The organism is Photobacterium sp. AWH4_225 (assembly GCF_056158405.1).
Window position 1 is genome coordinate 810,283 of sequence record NZ_JBSWTF010000004.1, and the last position, 17,814, is coordinate 828,096.

Annotated in this window: 16 protein-coding genes and 1 tRNA gene; 4 read left to right on the plus strand and 13 right to left on the minus strand. The window is 47.3% G+C overall.

Features of this window, described 5'->3' with window-relative positions; genetic code table 11:
• Positions 1–4: 4 nt before the first annotated feature.
• From ACXAD4_RS20935 to ACXAD4_RS20955, 5 genes are read right to left on the minus strand one after another with little or no spacing between them, the layout of a single operon-like run.
• Entirely contained in the window at positions 5–1,870 is a 1,866-nt protein-coding gene (locus tag ACXAD4_RS20935; RefSeq protein WP_475243874.1) for a VWA domain-containing protein, read from the minus strand.
• Positions 1,863–2,831 carry a VWA domain-containing protein gene (locus ACXAD4_RS20940; RefSeq protein WP_475243875.1) on the minus strand — a complete coding sequence of 323 codons (969 nt, stop codon included), beginning with the start codon at positions 2,829–2,831 and terminating at the stop codon, positions 1,863–1,865. Before ACXAD4_RS20940 ends, ACXAD4_RS20935 begins: the two co-directional genes overlap by 8 nt.
• Positions 2,825–3,298 carry a DUF4381 domain-containing protein gene (locus tag ACXAD4_RS20945; RefSeq protein ID WP_475243877.1) on the minus strand — a complete coding sequence of 158 codons (474 nt, stop codon included), beginning with the start codon at positions 3,296–3,298 and terminating at the stop codon, positions 2,825–2,827. Before ACXAD4_RS20945 ends, ACXAD4_RS20940 begins: the two co-directional genes overlap by 7 nt.
• On the minus strand, positions 3,291–4,211 hold the full coding sequence (locus tag ACXAD4_RS20950; protein WP_475243878.1) for a DUF58 domain-containing protein: 921 nt from the start codon (positions 4,209–4,211) through the stop codon (positions 3,291–3,293). The genes ACXAD4_RS20945 and ACXAD4_RS20950 overlap by 8 nt, the downstream gene beginning before the upstream one ends.
• The gene (locus tag ACXAD4_RS20955) at positions 4,208–5,176 is read right to left on the minus strand and encodes an AAA family ATPase (RefSeq protein WP_475243880.1); all 969 of its coding nucleotides are present in this window, start codon (positions 5,174–5,176) and stop codon (positions 4,208–4,210) included. The genes ACXAD4_RS20950 and ACXAD4_RS20955 overlap by 4 nt, the downstream gene beginning before the upstream one ends.
• Positions 5,177–5,573: 397 nt before the next feature.
• Here ACXAD4_RS20955 and ACXAD4_RS20960 point away from each other — a divergent pair, with 397 nt between their 5' ends.
• Positions 5,574–7,298: a sodium:solute symporter family transporter gene (locus tag ACXAD4_RS20960; RefSeq protein ID WP_475243882.1), complete on the plus strand. Its 1,725-nt coding sequence runs from the start codon at positions 5,574–5,576 to the stop codon at positions 7,296–7,298.
• A 58-nt stretch (positions 7,299–7,356) separates the two neighbouring features.
• Here the strand turns inward: ACXAD4_RS20960 and ACXAD4_RS20965 are convergent, their stop codons facing one another.
• Positions 7,357–8,250 carry a LysR family transcriptional regulator gene (locus ACXAD4_RS20965; protein ID WP_475243884.1) on the minus strand — a complete coding sequence of 298 codons (894 nt, stop codon included), beginning with the start codon at positions 8,248–8,250 and terminating at the stop codon, positions 7,357–7,359.
• Positions 8,251–8,394: 144 nt separating this feature from the next.
• Here ACXAD4_RS20965 and ACXAD4_RS20970 point away from each other — a divergent pair, with 144 nt between their 5' ends.
• Positions 8,395–8,991 carry an isochorismatase family protein gene (locus ACXAD4_RS20970; RefSeq protein WP_475243885.1) on the plus strand — a complete coding sequence of 199 codons (597 nt, stop codon included), beginning with the start codon at positions 8,395–8,397 and terminating at the stop codon, positions 8,989–8,991.
• A gap of 86 nt (positions 8,992–9,077) precedes the next feature.
• On the opposite strand, the gene ACXAD4_RS20975 is transcribed toward ACXAD4_RS20970, so the two are convergent.
• The 3 genes from ACXAD4_RS20975 to ACXAD4_RS20985 all read right to left on the minus strand — a co-directional run bounded on the left by ACXAD4_RS20975 (position 9,078) and on the right by ACXAD4_RS20985 (position 10,752).
• Positions 9,078–9,728 carry a LysE family translocator gene (locus ACXAD4_RS20975; protein ID WP_475243886.1) on the minus strand — a complete coding sequence of 217 codons (651 nt, stop codon included), beginning with the start codon at positions 9,726–9,728 and terminating at the stop codon, positions 9,078–9,080.
• A 66-nt stretch (positions 9,729–9,794) separates the two neighbouring features.
• The gene (locus tag ACXAD4_RS20980) at positions 9,795–10,286 is read right to left on the minus strand and encodes a MazG-related protein (RefSeq protein ID WP_475243888.1); all 492 of its coding nucleotides are present in this window, start codon (positions 10,284–10,286) and stop codon (positions 9,795–9,797) included.
• A 43-nt stretch (positions 10,287–10,329) separates the two neighbouring features.
• Entirely contained in the window at positions 10,330–10,752 is a 423-nt protein-coding gene (locus tag ACXAD4_RS20985; RefSeq protein WP_475243889.1) for a GNAT family N-acetyltransferase, read from the minus strand.
• Positions 10,753–11,004: 252 nt separating this feature from the next.
• Between ACXAD4_RS20985 and ACXAD4_RS20990 the strand changes: the two genes are divergently transcribed.
• The gene (locus ACXAD4_RS20990) at positions 11,005–11,418 is read left to right on the plus strand and encodes a VF530 family protein (RefSeq protein ID WP_475243890.1); all 414 of its coding nucleotides are present in this window, start codon (positions 11,005–11,007) and stop codon (positions 11,416–11,418) included.
• 81 nt (positions 11,419–11,499) lie between these two features.
• Here ACXAD4_RS20990 and ACXAD4_RS20995 read toward each other — a convergent pair whose 3' ends face one another.
• The 4 genes from ACXAD4_RS20995 to ACXAD4_RS21010 all read right to left on the minus strand — a co-directional run bounded on the left by ACXAD4_RS20995 (position 11,500) and on the right by ACXAD4_RS21010 (position 14,865).
• Positions 11,500–12,231: a glutathione peroxidase gene (locus tag ACXAD4_RS20995; RefSeq protein WP_475243892.1), complete on the minus strand. Its 732-nt coding sequence runs from the start codon at positions 12,229–12,231 to the stop codon at positions 11,500–11,502.
• Between the two features lie 345 nt (positions 12,232–12,576).
• A tRNA-Ser gene (locus tag ACXAD4_RS21000) sits at positions 12,577–12,667 on the minus strand.
• Positions 12,668–12,780: 113 nt separating this feature from the next.
• Positions 12,781–13,575, minus strand: a complete 795-nt coding sequence (locus ACXAD4_RS21005; RefSeq protein WP_475243893.1) for a MurR/RpiR family transcriptional regulator — start codon at positions 13,573–13,575, stop codon at positions 12,781–12,783.
• Between the two features lie 213 nt (positions 13,576–13,788).
• Positions 13,789–14,865 carry a porin gene (locus ACXAD4_RS21010; protein WP_475243894.1) on the minus strand — a complete coding sequence of 359 codons (1,077 nt, stop codon included), beginning with the start codon at positions 14,863–14,865 and terminating at the stop codon, positions 13,789–13,791.
• 445 nt (positions 14,866–15,310) lie between these two features.
• Here ACXAD4_RS21010 and ACXAD4_RS21015 point away from each other — a divergent pair, with 445 nt between their 5' ends.
• Positions 15,311–17,773: a beta-mannosidase gene (locus tag ACXAD4_RS21015; RefSeq protein WP_475243895.1), complete on the plus strand. Its 2,463-nt coding sequence runs from the start codon at positions 15,311–15,313 to the stop codon at positions 17,771–17,773.
• Positions 17,774–17,814: the final 41 nt, after the last annotated feature.

Consider the following 17,814-nt stretch of genomic DNA (forward strand, 5'->3'; position numbering starts at 1 on the left):
TCGGTTACCACTCAATCTCGGTTTGTTCGGCAGGATCTTTCAGCTCAGCCTGCAATAGCAGTAGGTTTCTCAACAGCAAGGTGCGGTCATCTTGAATTTGAGTGAGACGGTTCAATACTGGATTAATTTCGCCAAGTTCACTCAATTGATGGCGAATCGCCTCTATATCCTCTTCGGTAGGCGTGCCAAAATCGATATCGCTCGCACCTGCTGTAAACTCATCGGCATCATACTCACCGGACTCGCCAGACTGTTGCTGCGGAGGGTGGAAATCACCACCACTGTCAGGCGAAAACTGCGGGTTTTCTGACTGGTTACCCTGTGAATCGCTGCTGCCAGTGCTGTCGCTTTCGCCTTGCTGCTCAGGAACATTCTCCGTGTCGGGATCCGATTCTAGGTTGTCCTCGCCACCACTATTGTCATCAGAGCCTGTATCATCACGCTCCTCGTCACCATCGCTTTCACCGCTTTCCTCCTCATCGGAATTGCCATCATCCCCAGCCTCACCACTTTGCTCTTGAGTCTCGCGGTCTTGGTTGTCAAGCGCCTGCAGCGCCCCTTCGACCAAACTGAGATTAAATATGGCCCCCTGATGCCCAGGATTGCTTTCTATCACTTCACGATATTTGACCAGCGCCTCTTCCAAGCGTCCTGCCTTGGCCAGCGCATTTCCTAGGTTGTAATCACTGCTACTATCCGTCACTTTAGAGAAAGCTTCTATTGCACCTTGGTAATCCCCCGCTTCATACAAGGCAGTGCCCTGCCAAGCTGGATCAACAAACAAGCTAGCGGCTTCTTGGTAATTGTTTTGCTGGTACTGTTGATAGCCCTGCCGATCCGCATTGCTCCATAGCTGGCTGATATCACTTGCCTCCGAGGGAGACGTAGGCAGCAACAGCACAAAGCCAAACGACCAAAGTACCCCACGCCTGAACGCTAACAGCAACAAACCAGCCAAAGGCCATAACAACCAATAGCCATCGTTAATAAACTGGCTCGATAAACCATCCGACAGCTCGCTCAACTCTTCGATACTGCGCATTTTTGCCAGGAATGAATGAAGCTGCTCAATATCTTGCTGGGAGTGCTGATAAGTCACCGAAATACCGCTAGTTTGTGCCGATAGCGCGCTCAGTCGCTCTGGTACCAGATGGGATTTAACGGGGTGGCCATCACTGCCAAGACGTGGATTACCATTCTTATCAACCACTGGTGCCCCTTGGGTAGTACTGATCGCATAGGTAGATAGTGAGTAAGGCGTATCAGCCATTAGTGCAGCGATGTCCGTCTTTTCCTTTTCGCTGATCCCTGAAGTCACCAACAAAATATCGCCATAGCCGAACTGGGTTTGCTCCAGTAATGCAATGGCTTCTGCTACCCCCGTCGCGGCATTCTTGCCAGTGGACGGCATCACATCCGGTGACAAGTGTTCAATCTGGGTCAGTACCGTGTTGTTGTCATGAGTCAGTGGGCTGATGGTGTACCCCGCATTCGAATAGGCCACCACGCCGGTATACCCCTCATCCACCAAGTTGATCAGGTCGGTCACTTTGTAAAAGGCCTGCTGAAACCGGCTTGGTGCGATATCTTGGCCATACATAGCCTGCGACATGTCCATCACTATCACCCGAGCCCGCTCCAACTCAGAATGAGGCCTGTCCTGCTCTCGCCAATGCGGCCCTGCCATGGCAACCATCGCAATAACCCAGGCAAGGGTGACCCAACAGCTGAAACGGTTTCGAGCATAAAAATGTTCTTGTTGAAGGTGCGGTGCGATCAAACCCTGCTGCTGTCGATGGTATTTCAACCACAGAAAAGCCGGTGCCAAGATAAGCCCCAACAGCCACAGCGGTGAGAAGAAATTAACCATAACGCCTCCGGTAGATCGCCAGCATTACCATCAGCAGCAAAGAAACAAACAAAGGATAAGAGTAAAGATCATCGCGAGGCTGCCAGGTTTGTTCGGTATCGGAGATCGGCTCCAAACCATCAATAAGTGAATACACTTCTGCAAGCTCATCTTGATTACGAGCTCTGAAGTATTGACCTCCTGTCAGTTCGGCGATGTCCGTGAGCAAGGATTCATCCAGATCCCAGGACGGGTTGGTTTCATGCAGCTCACCAAAGGCATTTTCGACCATCATGGATTCGGCCCCTAGGCCGATACTGTAAATGGTGACATTGCTATCCTTGGCGAGCTCCGCCGCTGCCATTGGCTCTACCGCGCCAATGGTATTACTACCGTCACTTAATAGGATCATGACCCGCTGTGGAGCTTCACTATCGATGAAAGTCTTAGTGGCAATGGCAACACCTTCACCTATTGCGGTCATATAGCCCACTAATCCCAACGTTAACTGTTCGATTTGTTGCTCCAGGTTGCGGATATCCAGTGTTAGTGGGGTATGGAGATAACCGTGATCGGCAAATAACACCAACCCTAGCCTGTCCCCTTCGCGCCGACGAACAAAATCTACAAGGACGCTTTTCATCGCCGTCATTCTGCTTATGGCTTCGTCTCCCCCTCCATTCATGTCTTCAATATCCATCGAGCCCGACAGATCAACTACCAGCATCACGTCTCGGTGCTCCATCGGAACACTTATTGGCTCACCGAGCCAAACGGGGCGGGCCAAGGCCGAGAGCAAAAACAGCCAAGCGGCAATACTCAGTAACATTGGCACTCTGCTGTTATGAATATTGTCATCGAGATCATTGGGAAGGCGGCCGAGCCTCAACACGGATATAGGCTCAACTTCGCGGGAAAAACGACGGACAACCCATGGCAGTGGAAGCATTAGCACTACGGCGAGATAATCAAACGCTAGCATTTACCCTCCGTCTTGAAGTGCAAAATCCAATGACGGCTGGCTGCGATACACGCCAGCCATTGATCTTGTTCCAGTGGCTTATTGCCATACAGACCGGATAGCCAGCTGTCTTTCAAATGCATAAATGTCGAGCTATCGAGCTGTTCATCACTTTTTTTATTCAACTGTTCATCGAGCCAAGCCAACCATGTTTCGCCAGATAGCCCAGCTACTTGATTACGCGGAAAATAGGTCAGAGCAATACGGCGCAGCAAACTATCAAGTGCTGGCAGATCGGGTTGGCCCTCCAACTGCGAAAGAAGACCCAAAGCTTTTCGTTTGAGCCTACCTTGGTAGTAACGATAACCAAGCCAGAGCAGTACAGCTAAAGCAAAGCCACCAAGTAACATCAAAGTTGATGCTGGCAATGGCCACCAGCTAGGCTCTGCGGGTAGATCCAAAGGAGCAAGATTCAGTGCATTATCCACGTAACCCTCCAAGCTGGTCGATCAAAGGTTTGCCAGCAGAGACATGGTAAACAGGTGATTGGAGTTGATTTGAGAGTGTTGCCAAACGCTGCTGATGACGCTCAAAATCATTTTGCAAAGACTGCAGGGTGGACTTGCGACCGAAGCTTATCGGCAGTGACCGTTGATGATCGCCAAGCCAATAGCGGCCCCGAAATGCGGTTTCGCCCTTTTCAATGGGGTCAAAAACATGAAGCAACCTCAACTTATTGTGCTGGGACAGTTGCTTCAATCGCTTTTCAGTACAGGCTGATAGCTGATTGAAATCACTGATGACAATAAGTTCGCTGCCTTTCGGGCAGAGACGGTGTAACTGGTTCATTGCCAATAAAAATGACTCTTGATGCTGCTCTTGAGCCACCTTTAAGCTTTTGTCATGAACACGTTTAATCGCATTCATGATCTGTAGCGGCCCTTGCTGGCGGGCTGTCGGCGGACAATCAATTACCTGCTTACCACCAATGACAACCGCGCCAACCCGATCTTTTTGCGCCACCGTTAGCCAGCAAATCAAACTGGCGATATGCGCCGCTTGAACCGACTTGTACAACAACCGAGTGCCGTATTGCATGGTCGAGGATAAATCAACCGCAAGCATCACCGGGCACTCTCTTTCTTCGGTATATAACTTGGTATGGGGCTTACCCGTTCGGGCTGTAATACGCCAATCGATTGACCGAATGTCATCCCCCTTTTGATATGGACGTACCTCGGCAAAGTCCATGCCCCGCCCTTTACCGGCACTGTCATGCTGGCCACTGAGATAGGACCAGATGCTGCGGGCAGGAGGTAGCCAGCGGACTGACTGCTTTTGGTAATGCAACAGCTCCGCAAGCGACAAATGAATACCATCACTATGGGCAGGTAGGATCATGCGCTCGTTACCCAAGTCAATAACTGCTTGATGATGAAATCGTTATTGATACCTTCAGCCTGAGCTTCATAACTAAGCAGCAGTCGGTGGCGAAGTACAGGATAAGCCATTGTCATTACATCATCCGGCGTAACAAAATCTCGTCCTGCTAACCACGCATGGGCACGGGCACAACGGTCCAAGGCTAACGTCGCACGTGGGCTCACGCCCATCTGTAACCAACCCGCTAACTGATCGTCGTATCGTTCAGGTGTTCGTGTCGCCATGACCAAGCGGATGATGTACTGCTCAATTTCCTCGGCCATATACAGTTCCAACACCTGTTGGCGGGCAGTAAAGATATCCTGCTGCGAGATATTCACGGCTTCCTCACTTTTCACGCCTAGCGCCTCCCCGCGATTGAGACGTAGAATCGCCAACTCGCTGTCGCTATCTGGATATTCGACTTGAAGCTGTAATAAGAAGCGATCCAATTGCGCCTCTGGCAACGGATAGGTCCCCTCTTGTTCGATCGGGTTTTGTGTTGCCATTACGAGGAACAAATCAGGCAGTTCATACGTTTTCTTGCCCACGGTGATCTGCTTTTCGGCCATCGCTTCCAGCATCGCCGACTGCACCTTAGCCGGTGCCCGGTTGATTTCATCAGCAAGCACCAGCGAATGGAAAATAGGCCCTTCCTGAAAATCGAAAGTCCCGGTCTCTGGGCGATAAATATCGGTACCGGTCAAATCTGCAGGCAAGAGATCGGGGGTAAACTGCATACGCTGGAAACTGCCTTCAATACAATCAGCTAGCACTTTTACCGCTCGCGTTTTTGCCAATCCCGGCGGACCTTCTACCAAAATATGGCCATCAGCCAATAGAGAAATCAGCAACTGTTTGACCAGCTGTGGCTGACCAATAACCTGAGACTGAAGGTAGCGGTTTAAAGACTGAAAAGTCTCGATAAGAGAGTGAGCTGACATTGAAAGACCTCTGGGATACTGTTGTTACAATCGCCATTCGAAACGTTTATACAATTTTCGAGAAGAATAGCAATTTATCCGCATCGGTGTAGCCATGAAATCGGATTATGTGAATGTAATCTCACTATTTAATTTCACTATAGGCAGCCTATACAAAAGATTACTGAGGCATAAAAGAGAAGAATATTTATCATCTTCTTTAGTATGGCTCTCCCCAACCTATAAAAACATTTCGAAGATCTATTAACTTATGCTTCTGCTAAGCCAGAAGATCTGTAACCAATACGTGGCGCTCTTAGTCCGAAGCATGCTTTTACAATTGCAATTTGAATTACAATTCTTAAAAAATTAAAATACTGTTTCACATATTCACTTCTGTCTTCTACAGGTAACTACAGTGACGTACCTCGACTGGGCCATGCTCGCCCTATACTTTGTGTTCATCATCAAAGTGACTCAGGCTTTTCGCCATAAAGCGACCAATGCCAGCGGATTTATCAGCGGCGGCGGAGCCATGACATGGTGGATGGCAGGCGCGACGGCTTTCATGACTCAGTTTTCAGCCTGGACTTTTACCGGGGCGGCGGCAAAAGCGTATGCCGACGGGCTCAGTGTGATGTTTGTTTTCTGGGGTAATGCGCTCGGTTTCTTTATTTCGGCGCTTTACTTTGCCAAGCGTTATCGCCGCTTACGTGTCGATACAGCGATGGATGTAATAAAGCTAAGGTTTAACAAAGCGTCTGAGCAGACATTTACCTGGCTGAGCTTTCCTATCACACTAATTGGGGCGGGCATTTGGCTTAACGGACTTGGAGCATTCTTATCTGCAACGTTTGGGATCAGCATCGATATGACCATCATCGGCATTAGTTTGCTGGTCACCTTCATCGCTATCTCAGGGGGAGTCTGGACAGTCTCGGCAACGAATGTCATTCAACTTGTCCTGCTCATTAGCATTACCATGATTGTTGGCTTTACAGCAGCAAGTGAAGTAGCAGTGTTACCTGTCGAATCCTTATCCCATACCATCATGGGTGAAGGCATTGCTATCTGGCAGATCTTCGTATTGTGGATAGGTGCAATGCTATTGAGCCAAACCCTCAATACCAACAATGCTCTTAGCAGCTACCGGTTCCTTATCACCAGTAACGAAAAAGAAGCTACCCGAGCAGCCACTCTGGCTGGCGTATTGTTCTTGTTTGCCCCGCTGCTATGGTTCTCGCCTCCTTGGTTTGTCGCCTCGCTCGATATTAATCTGATCGACAGCTATCCAAATCTGGGAGCCGGTGCTGATAATGCCGCCTACCTCTATTACATCGACCACTATATGCCTAGCGGCCTACTCGGTCTGGTCATGGTTGCCATGTTAGCAGCGACCGTTTCACCAATGACAACGGCACTGAACCGTAATGCGGGTATCGTGGTAAACAATATCTACCTGTCTCTGATCAACCCTAAAGGGACAGACCGACAACAAATGCTACTGGGAAAATGGGCGACGCTATTAACCGGAGTAATGGCTTGCGCCGTGGCACTGTTCTTCTCTCGGCTTGAAGGATACAGCCTGTTCGATATCATGATGCTATTCACCGCCATGATTCAAATGCCACTATCAATCCCGTCTTTCTTGGCGCTGTTAAACCTACGAACCCCGGGTTGGTCTGGCTGGGCAACGATATTGGTTGGCCTTGTTGTTTCCTTCATCGTCCATTTTGGCTTTAATGCCGAATGGTTTGCCGCTCTGTTCGACTACACCTTAACAGCGCGTGAGCAAGTTGATCTTAAGATTGCCGCTACCTTTATCTCCCATGTCATCTTTACCGGTGGTTTCTTCATGCTGACGCCTTGGCTATCGAGAGCGAAGAAAGATACCAGTGAGATCCGCCGCCGCTTGGACACACCAATGAGTATTGAGGAGCAAAGCCCGATTGATCATACCAACGGGATGTTTATGGGCCGTGCCTTGTCTGTACTGGGCATACTTGTCAGCTTGATTGCGGTTTCTACCGATACGTGGCGAGATGCCGCAATCTTCCTTGGCATTGGTGGATTGATTTTACTGTGCGGCTTTGGACTGGCATATAAATCGAGCCGGCTGCATAAGCTATCAATGGCGACTTAAGCCCTAGCTATAGCTCATTCCAGTTCAGCCCGAGGATGATGTCATCTTGGGCTTTTTTCTATCGATTTTCTTCACTTACTTTATCAATGACATGATCGACGAACAGGCGGATGTTCTGGGTGAGGTACTTATGGGATTGATAAATGATATGCATGTTGCCGGCAGGCATATCATAGTCCTCCAAGACTCGCTTAAGTGCCCCACTTTCGAAATACGGTTCAACCAGTGGCAGTGGTGCTCGAGCAATACCTAGCCCTGCTGCAGCGGCTTCGAGTAACAAATGGTTGGTATCCGAAGCAAAACGGCCTGTCACCGGAACATCTATCTTTTCATCCCCATCTTTAAACTGCCAGCTGTGATTTTGCAGCCTATCTCCCCACAAAATACATTGATGTGCCGTTAACTCCCTTGGACTATTTGGAGCGCCATACTGAGCTAGATAACTCGGGCTTGCACAGCACACATTATGCTTGGCCGTTAACTGACGGGCTACCAAATCAGAATCCTTTAGTACGCCGGAGCGAAAGGCGATATCAATTCTGTCATCAATCAAATCAAGCTGATGATCCGTCACTTTCAGCTCAATGTTGATCTCAGGGTACTTTTCGAGAAATTCATTGATCCAAGGCTGTGCATAAAGGGAAGCGAAATCGAGCGGAGAGGTGATCCTCAAGGTGCCTTTCGGTTCTTTCTGCAGTTGAGTCACCAATAGGTTCGCTTGTTCAATGCCAAGCAAGTGTTGCTGGCAATGCTCAAAATACACTTTCCCTTGATCGGTTAGAGACAGCCTACGAGTGCTCCGGTGCAATAGCCGAACACCCAAACTCTCCTCTAGTTGCTGTACTTTACGGCTGACCGTTGTCGACGGCATACCTAGCGCATTACCCGCACCGACAAAGCTGCCCGCTTCAACCACTTTAATGAACACATTCACTTCGTTGAGATCAATCATAAATTACTAACATTTTCGGGATAAACACTCTTAATAATACCATCTAATCAAACAATGGTTACCTGCCTAGAATGAACCTATTCCAGCAAACAACATTCACAAACGGGCCGATAATAGCGACTGCTAGGCCAAAGAGAGGTAACCATGAATCACACTACATTCACTCCAGAAAACTCAGCCATGCTATTAATTGACCATCAGGTGGGCACCATGGGCTGGGTAAAATCTGCTGACTTAGAAGAGGTTAAACGGCACACCGTTGCCTTAGCCCGTTCAGCACAAGAGACAGGCATGCCGTTGGTGTTAACTTCAAGCATGGAAGATCAGGTTCAGGGTCCACTGTTTGAAGAGCTACAACAAGCAGTACCGGAAGCCTTTGAGCAACGTATCCAGCGGGCAGGGATTGTTGATGCAATGAAAGATGCGAAATTTGCCGATGCGGTCAGAGCCACGGGGAAACAAAACCTGATCATTGCCGGGATCACCACCGATGTCTGTGTCGTTTACCCAGCTATTACTGCGGTATTGCAGGGCTACAATGTCCAGGTCGTTGTCGATGGTTCTGGCTCACCAAGTACCATTGCCGATGAAACGGCGTTACGCCGAATGGAGTCAAACGGGGTAACCCTCACAACCACCAACCAGCTGATTGCCGAACTGGCCCAAGACTGGAGTAGCGAACACGGTCAGAAACTGATGCAGGTACTGTTTGAAGAAGTACTTTCAAAAATGCACGATTAAAATTGCATTAGATAGAGCTTTTTAATACGAAGGCTACAGAGCACCACTCTCTCAGAGAGAAGCTGGTGCTCTGGAGTAATAAGAAGTTAACTCTGCGTGGAAACCAGCAACTTCACGCCGAAAACACCAAACAGGCTTGCTGCAAGCCGACTAAACCACTTTCGGACAGATTGGCTTGCAGACAGCTTCCGGCTCATTGTTGCCGACACCCAAGCGATAAAGTGACACCAAATCATTCCAGTAAAATTGAAAATCAGCCCGAGCACCATAAAGGCGAGGGCCTTGTTGTCGCTGGAGCTTGAAATAAATTGTGGCATAAATGAAAGGAAAAACAGCGCCACTTTGGGATTGAACACATTAGTGATCAGCCCCTGGGTATAGATACTCAGCAGTGGGCTCTTTTTCGATACTGCAGATGCCGACTCATTAAACGTCGATTCAGCCTGCAAACTACTGTCTTTGAACATGCAAAAGGCCATATAAAGCAGGTATAGACCACCGATAATTTTCACAACGGTAAAAGCTGTTGCCGACGTGGATAAAATTGCCGACAAGCCCAGCGACGCTGCGACAATGTGGACAAATATCCCGCTACCGATACCCAGCGCAGCAGCTGAGCCCGCCCTAAAGCCTTGGCTTGCCGCGCGCCCTGCAATAAGCACAGAATCAGGTCCAGGGAGCATGTTTAGAACAATGCCAGATAACACAAAAAGCCAAATATTTTCTATTCCAAACACTGCCTCAACTCCTCTTCCTTGTAATATCTTTTCGGTATTAACGGGCTTGCAGAAGCTAGATTTTACTCAGATGGCTTTTGACGATAATTGACCACTAAGCTCATCGATATCAATGAGATCGACCTCTCTACCCAACACCCGCTTGTAACGTATCAAATCGCTAGCAGGGATCGTAGGCACTTCTACGCCCATATAACTGCCTACAACAGACTGGGAGAAATCAGTGTTGAGTTCAACCCAGCTACCACTGCCTGCTGCTTTTATTTTGGTGCCGGGAGATAAGCCAATTTCAATTTTCTGCTCATGATAACTCAATTGAAAATATTCCAAATCCCATGAGCCTTCAACATAATGAGCTAGAGGCTTAGAGATATAGCTACTCACTAGCGGTAGGATTTTGTCGGCATCTGCTCTTTGGATGTATAGATCAATATCAGCTACCTCACGGCTACCACCATGAATAGTTGCAGCTAAGCCGCCTACTATCTGGTACTGCACCTGTTGTGAATCAAGGATATCCTTCAGCCACACCAGCGCATTTCTTACTTTTTCGCTCATCCTGGACCTGTCTCCTTTTTACCCTAAATACCATCAATGAGTGCTACGAGCCGATCTCAAATACACGCTGACACTTTTTACCCTCAAATCCGACAGCCTCATAAAATAGATGAGACTCTAGCCTTCTCTCATTACAGCGAACTCTTAGCTTTCCCTTGTTTGTTGCTACTGCATAATCTACTAAAGCGCGGCCAATGCCATTACCACGGAAATCAGGGTTAACAACAAGCCCGCCTATTTCGAAAAAATCTTCAGACGCTAGCCGGCGGGCATAAAACAAATGTAGCCAACCGACAACAAGTCCCCCCACCTCACAAACATAAACTTTATCAGATGTGGAATTGCACATTTGATGCAGTTTGTCACTTACTTCATCATCTGAAATCCCAGAATAGCCGAGATACTTTGAAACTTGGTTGATCCCTTCAGCATCTGCCACTGTCGCTAATCGACATATAGTATTCAATCTAACCTCCTTGTCAGTCTCGCCAAACAACCTATGCTATACCTTTCCAATTACTTCCTTTCGAGAGCAAGGCTCAGTGACATTTATCAGCACATTCTCAGATCCTTGTGTTTCATTGTCGAAAGACAGCGTCTCATTTAGAGGCACATTAGTCGATATATTTAGGGAAGAGAGGTTTACTCTGCTAGAATCCCGAGCCCATACCACATAGCCCAGCCAACCTTGGCTAAGTTAGATACTTAGGAAATCGTTATGATGACGGATGAAGAAAGAATTGAATTACAGCAAAACAACCCATTACACGGTCTTAAGTTAGAAACTTTGCTGCAAGAGTTGGTGGACCACTATGGTTGGGAGATCCTAGATACTGCAATGCGTATCAACTGCTTCCATACTAACCCTTCTATTGCGAGCAGTGTGAAGTATCTAAAGAAAACAAACTGGGCGCGAGAGAAGCTTGAAAACTTCTACCTATACCGTTTCAAGCGCATGCCACGAGCATCTGCAGAGGAATACAATCTACCCCCACGTGCTCGCACCTTCCCGCATGGCCTTAAGCCCAAAGAGCCGATGGAGCTGACGGTGGAGTCGATATTGAAGTCACAAGCCAAAGCAGCATCAGCTCACAAAGAGCGTTCATCTCGTGGTGGCCGTCAACGCCGCTGATCGATTCAATTGATTACAGAATAAAAAAGCCAAGCAGGGAAAACCCTACTTGGCTTTTTCAATTAACGATTTATTTATCGATTACTTAGCTAGGAAAGCTTCAAGCTCTTCGCTGCCACCAATGTGCTGACCACCAATGAATACCTGAGGTACTGTGCTACGGCCAGAAATTGCACGTAGGCTAACAGTTGTTGCGTCTTTGCCAAGAACCACTTCTTCATAATTCAGGCCGTTGTCGATCAGGTTCTGCTTCGCTTTAGCGCAGAATGGGCAACCAGGCTTGGTAAATACCGTGATTGATTGTTGTAGCTTGTGCTCTGGAGCAACATAAGCCAGCATAGTGTCGGCATCAGAAACCTTGAACGGGTCGCCCGGCTCGTCGTTTTCGATGAACATTTTCACTACAACACCGTTCTTAACCAACATGCTGTAACGCCATGAACGGTCACCGAAACCTAGGTCGTTTTTAGCAACTAGCATGCCCATACCTTTCGAGAACTCACCGTTTCCATCTGGGATAAACGTGATGTTTTCAGCTTCTTGATCTGCTTTCCATGCATTCATCACGAACGTATCGTTGACAGAAACACACAGGATGTCATCAACACCGTGCTCGGCAAATACCGATGCCAGCTCGTTGTAGCGAGGAAGGTGGCTAGAAGAACAAGTCGGGGTGAATGCACCCGGCAGTGAAAAAACGATAACCGTTTTATTTGCGAATAGTTCTTCGGTAGTGACGTCTACCCACTGATCACCTTGGCGAGTGTGGAAAGTAACCTGTGGTACTGATTGACCTTCTTTTGATTCAAACATAATGGATTCCCTAAATATTAATAAATCTTTGTTGTAACCGGAGCATTTTCTTCGTTGCTCCCTGTTGATGAGTTCATTATGCCAACTTATGAAAATAGGTCACGCGGTTTATACTTATCGTTTCAATAGGTAATATCTATCAATAGGAAATCATTGTAGCGGAGCGCTCTAGGTATTAGAGGATTTGAACCCTAGATTCCAGATGCAAAAAAGCCCAACATTTCTGCTGGGCTTCTTCAGAATGTGGCGGAGTGCTCTGGGTATGGCGGATTTGATTCAAATACCTTACTCGGAACATTGCGCGCACAAAAAAGCCGCTGATTTCTCAGCGGCTTTTTCAGAATGTGGCGGAGAGATAGGGATTTGAACCCTAGATACGCTACAAACGTATGCCGGTTTTCAAGACCGGTGCTTTCAACCACTCAGCCATCTCTCCGTAAGTGCGGCGTATAGTAATGGGCTTGAGCCTTGCTGTAAACCCCTGAAAAGACCAACCGCTTACTTATTCAGCGCCTTGCTATAAATTAAAACTCAAGCTCAGAGGCGAGGCTATTCATTCATGAAAGGCTGCTCTGTCACAACCCAGTTTTGGATCGAATCCCGATAGTCAGAAACGTAGCGAAAGTAGATATGATCTATTGCCATTAGAATAGGCATCTGGCCAGAAATCATTCCGGTCGATTCTTCACCATTGAGCGACGCTGTCAATATCGATGCATCCGCTATTGGCAACAGCTTTGACTTCTCATTGGCTGTCACACAAAGTACTTTGATCCCCCGAGCTTTCATCTCCTGCGAATAACGGATCATTCGATCATTTTGCCCTTTTAGCGTCAGCAAGATCACCAAAGCACCAGGAGTGAGGATGGAGCTCACCATTTGCATTGAGTCGCTATCTTGTACCACTTCTACAAATTTACCTAAGCGGGTAAAACGAAACTTTAGGTCCGCACCCGCAAGTGCACTGTAGCCAGAGCCAAACACATGGATTACATCATGATCATGAATTGCCTTACTAAACTGGGCAACCTGCTCTGCATTCAATCGTTTATCAAACGCTTTTAACACATCGACATAATCATGATGCAAACTGCTCGGCTCAACATGCTGTGGCTGCTCTTGCTCAAGTTGTTGCTGGTAGAGAAACAAAAACTCCTTGAAGTTATTCAGACCAACCTTTTTACAAAACCGCGTAATCGACGCTGTTGACACCCCAATCTCTTCTGCCAACTCTTCAATGTTTTTCACCGGCTTACGAGCAAGAAAATAATCGGCAATTTTATTATCAGTACTGGTGAATTTAATTCGGGCATACTCAAAAAGCAGTTGGAAATCTTTGTTCATCTTCTCTTCCATGCAATACAGCTTTGATGGTTCAACAAAGCACTATCAGCAATTTATAACGAAAAGAATTTCATAACAACAGCATCAAACACATGTTATTGCATAATAAGTGAAAAGATTTACAGTCGGAGGGTGGGAAGCACATTAGTTGGACAGGAAATGTGCTTCCCGGGGGATTCTGTTCAGCCTCAAAGCCAAACGGCGAGGTGGTCGTTAGAAGTAGTATTCAACCCCAAGTCTTGCTTCGGTGATATCAGACTCATCAATTTCCATCGCCTTCAAGCGAAGGTAAATTAACGCATTGTTATCAATGAAGTAGATCGTCTGACCAGATATAACATTGTCCGCAGTACCATCCACTTTCTTACTGTCAATTTCCAAATCGCTGTTAGCGGCATAGCCAATCTTAAACTGCCAATAACCTACGTTATACAAAGCCCCTACAGAATAAGATGTCTGATCTTGTTTATCTCCTATCAGGTTTTCTATCGTGCCTGATCCAGCGCCAGCGTTATCATAGTTTGAGTATTCAGCCGACATCACTTTGTAGGCACCAAAAAAGCCAATACCGTTATCGAAATTCAGCTCAAAACCTGCCAAATAGGTCATATAATCCGAGGTCGCAGAGAGTGTCGAGTCACTGGCCGCATCTTCAATTTCAATCACCCGTCCCGTGCCATATTCATACCCAGCATGCAGCAAAAGTGGGCCGGTAAGATAGTGGGCTGCCGCGCCATAAAAGTTACTGTCTGAATCTTCTGGGTTATTGCCTCGCCCTGCAGCCAACGTCATGGTAAATCCTGCCCAGTTTGGGCTGTCCCAGCTGATCTGGTCCGATTGGCGGCTATAGTTAGCCCCACCATCAATATCCGATCCCCAGTCGAACACATTTCCGAGCCCGGGATTTGAGTAAGGCCAGTCAATGATACGGTAGAGTGGAGTATCAAACCGGCCGAACTTGATCAGCCCCCAGCTATCATCACGAAAGCCTGCATATGTATCACGTAAACCAAGCTGGCCATCGCCTTCGTTATCACTCCAACCAACATTATTTCCTTCGATTTGCCAAACTAACGTTGGCGCACGTTCCATATCTTTCGTACCACGGAAACCAATACGCGATTCATTTTCAATGCGGTTCACCGTATCTTTGCCGTCTTCGGCAAAACTAAAAGCTGATATAGCCACCTGACCATAAAGCTCGATAGCATCATTTTCATCATTTGCATATATTGAAAAAGACGCCAAAACTGCTATTGCAGAAATAGCAATATGCTGTTTACTAAACATGTTCATTCCTTTATTTTGTTTTTCGTTAAATAGAAATCAAGTGCAATTCATGCCTGCTGTAATCGTTGTTTACTGGCATTTAATCACTAAACACCAAAGACTAAATATCGAGCTATACATAGCGGCCAATCGATATCTAGCAGGAGATTTATTCCGTCTGGATATTTTTTGCAGGATGAATATACAAATTTGAAATCATTCTTAACACATGACATTCCTATCAAATACAGCACAAATGAACAGCTAATTTAAAAACATGATCTAATCCATGTTTTTAGAAATTAGAATTAAGCGGATATACAGGGAGGTAATGATAACGATAATTCACAAAAATAAAGTTATGCTACATATGTCTAGTATTTTATATATATATCCTCTCCCCTGTTTTTTTCATGATAAATATAATGATAGGTATATTTACTCAAAATCATGTCAGGAGTTCATGGTGTCGACATTATTACTCGACGGTGAATGGCAACTCACATCACCACAACACCCACATATCAATATCGCCTGTCCATTGCCAGGGGATATACATTCAGCACTGATCACAGCGAAGCAGCTTCCCCCTCCCTACCTTGGTTGCAATGAAAATGACGTGCAATGGGTAGGAGAGAGTGACTGGGTACTGCGCCGGACAGTTTACCTTGATAGATCAACGTTAGACGCTCAGGCTGTCGACCTCTGTTTAGAGTTTGTCGATACCATGGCAGACATATCCATCAATGATCACCCCGTCCTGCAATGCAGTAATATGTTCCGCCGCTATCGAGTGGACGTTTTACCGTACCTTGTTGACGGCGAAAACCAAATCGAAATCAAATTAAACCGTAATGATTTAGAAGCCAACAAGCGCGCTGAAAAACTGCCCTTCCCAGTACCATGGGCGGTTGGTAACAACAAAGTTCCGCATATGAACACCCTACGCAAAACCCAGTGCCACGCTGGGTGGGATTGGGGGATCTGCCTATTGGCAAGTGGCATCTACAAATCGATTATTTTGTTACCTGTTCATCAAACCCGCTTAACCCAGGTACGCACCAGCCAACACTGGCACCTCGATGGCAGCTGTGACCTCAACATTTCGGTTGATTACGATATAACGTCGCTGTCGGATAAACCGCAGCAACTCGTTATCAACTTCGATCAGCAAGAGCACCTGATTCAACTGCCAACCGATGTATTGGGCCCACAGCAGGCCTGTTATACGATCACCCTAAGTAAGCCACAGCGTTGGTGGCCAGCAGGATACGGAGAGCAAACGCTATACCCACTCAGGGTTCAACTCAACAACCATAGCATCAACAAGCGAATCGGGTTGCGAGAACTCGAACTTGATACAGCGAAGGACAGCATAGGCAGTGCCATGACCTTCAAGGTCAACGGGAAAGCTATCATGGCGAAAGGAGCGAACTGGATCCCACTTGATGCATTACCCTCAGCCCATACCCCACAGCGTTACCGCCAGCTACTGGAAGATGCAACGGCGGCGAATATGAACATGATCCGTGTCTGGGGTGGCGGCATGTATGAGCACGATGTCTTTTATGATCTTTGCGACGAGTTGGGCCTGCTGGTTTGGCAAGATCTGATGTTCGCCTGTGCCCTTTACCCGTCAACCCCTGAATTCTTAAATGATGTCGAGGCCGAAGTACGCGATCAGGTACGCCGTCTTGCCGATCACCCATCACTCGCCTTATGGTGCGGCGACAATGAAGTTATCGGGGCTATTGGCTGGTATTCCGAATCGAAAGCCAACCGTGAGAAATATGTCGTCAACTATGACCGCTTAAACCGTGTTCTGGCCGATGTGGTCATGACCGAAGATCCTACTCGACGCTTCTGGGCAAGCTCCCCGTGTAACGGTGAACTCGACTTTGGTGATGCTTGGCATGACGATAATTGCGGTGACATGCATTTTTGGGATGTTTGGCACTCTGGCAAGTCTTTCGATGCCTACCACAGCGTAAAACCACGATTCTGCTCGGAGTTTGGCTTCCAGTCCTGGCCATCATTACCCACTGTCAAAACCTACGCCGACGAAAGTGACTGGAATGTAACTTCTCCCACTTTCGAGCAGCATCAGAAGAATGGCCGCGGCAACAGTATTATTACTGAGATGTTCACCCGCTACTTCCGCTTCCCGAACAGTTTTGACAACATGCTCTACCTTAGCCAAGTCCAGCAGGCATTGGCCATCAAAACGGCCAGTGAATATTGGCGAGCCCACAAAGCACACTGTCGCGGCATCCTATACTGGCAACTTAATGACTGCTGGCCGGTAAGCTCATGGTCAAGCATTGAATACACGGGCCGCTGGAAGCAACTTCACTACCACGCCAAGCGTTTCTTTGCCCCACAGCTCGCCACCTTTATCAAAGATGCTGATGAACTTGGACTTCATCTGGTCAATGACCAGCATCACAGCTGTACGTTAGAAGGGCATGTTCGCCAGATACAATGGAACGGTGAGGTAGTCGCTCAATGGCCTATTAGCACAACGCTTGAAGCGGATGAAGCGAGTTGCGTCTGGCAGTATCCGACAGATGATGCAAAGGCACTTGAAAGTAAAGACTCGTTCTTACATGTGCAGCTACACTGTGGTGATACCCTGGTCGAAAATAGCTATTACCCGGCCTTGTTTAAGCATGCTAACCTCCAGCCAACGACAGTCAAATGGCAGGTAAAAACAGATAGCAAGGGGATCTACGTTGAGCTAGATAGCCACATCCCCGCCTTATTTGTTCACCTCGAATTCGATGGCCCAGGCCGCTTTGATGATTCCAGCTTTACGTTGCTCCCTTCAGCGATTACCAGCGCCCCTAAGCAAGTTCGTTACCATGGTACTGTCTCTGCTTATGAGATAGCAGAAAAGCTACGCATATATCACTTACGCAACACTTATTAAGGTTCACTCTGCACTTTTCTAATAAGAATCCCAGCTATTAA

What these genes read in the sequence shown, in the direction of transcription:
- ACXAD4_RS21005 (WP_475243893.1), bottom strand. Translation starts at nt 13,575, where the DNA reads ATGAACAAAGATTTCCAACTGCTTTTTGAGTATGCCCGAATTAAATTC.
- ACXAD4_RS20965 (WP_475243884.1), bottom strand. Translation starts at nt 8,250, where the DNA reads ATGATTGATCTCAACGAAGTGAATGTGTTCATTAAAGTGGTTGAAGCG.
- ACXAD4_RS20935 (WP_475243874.1), bottom strand. Translation starts at nt 1,870, where the DNA reads ATGGTTAATTTCTTCTCACCGCTGTGGCTGTTGGGGCTTATCTTGGCA.
- ACXAD4_RS20940 (WP_475243875.1), bottom strand. Translation starts at nt 2,831, where the DNA reads ATGCTAGCGTTTGATTATCTCGCCGTAGTGCTAATGCTTCCACTGCCA.
- ACXAD4_RS20995 (WP_475243892.1), bottom strand. Translation starts at nt 12,231, where the DNA reads ATGTTTGAATCAAAAGAAGGTCAATCAGTACCACAGGTTACTTTCCAC.
- ACXAD4_RS20970 (WP_475243885.1), top strand. Translation starts at nt 8,395, where the DNA reads ATGAATCACACTACATTCACTCCAGAAAACTCAGCCATGCTATTAATT.
- ACXAD4_RS20955 (WP_475243880.1), bottom strand. Translation starts at nt 5,176, where the DNA reads ATGTCAGCTCACTCTCTTATCGAGACTTTTCAGTCTTTAAACCGCTAC.
- ACXAD4_RS20950 (WP_475243878.1), bottom strand. Translation starts at nt 4,211, where the DNA reads ATGATCCTACCTGCCCATAGTGATGGTATTCATTTGTCGCTTGCGGAG.
- ACXAD4_RS21010 (WP_475243894.1), bottom strand. Translation starts at nt 14,865, where the DNA reads ATGTTTAGTAAACAGCATATTGCTATTTCTGCAATAGCAGTTTTGGCG.
- ACXAD4_RS20980 (WP_475243888.1), bottom strand. Translation starts at nt 10,286, where the DNA reads ATGAGCGAAAAAGTAAGAAATGCGCTGGTGTGGCTGAAGGATATCCTT.
- ACXAD4_RS20990 (WP_475243890.1), top strand. Translation starts at nt 11,005, where the DNA reads ATGATGACGGATGAAGAAAGAATTGAATTACAGCAAAACAACCCATTA.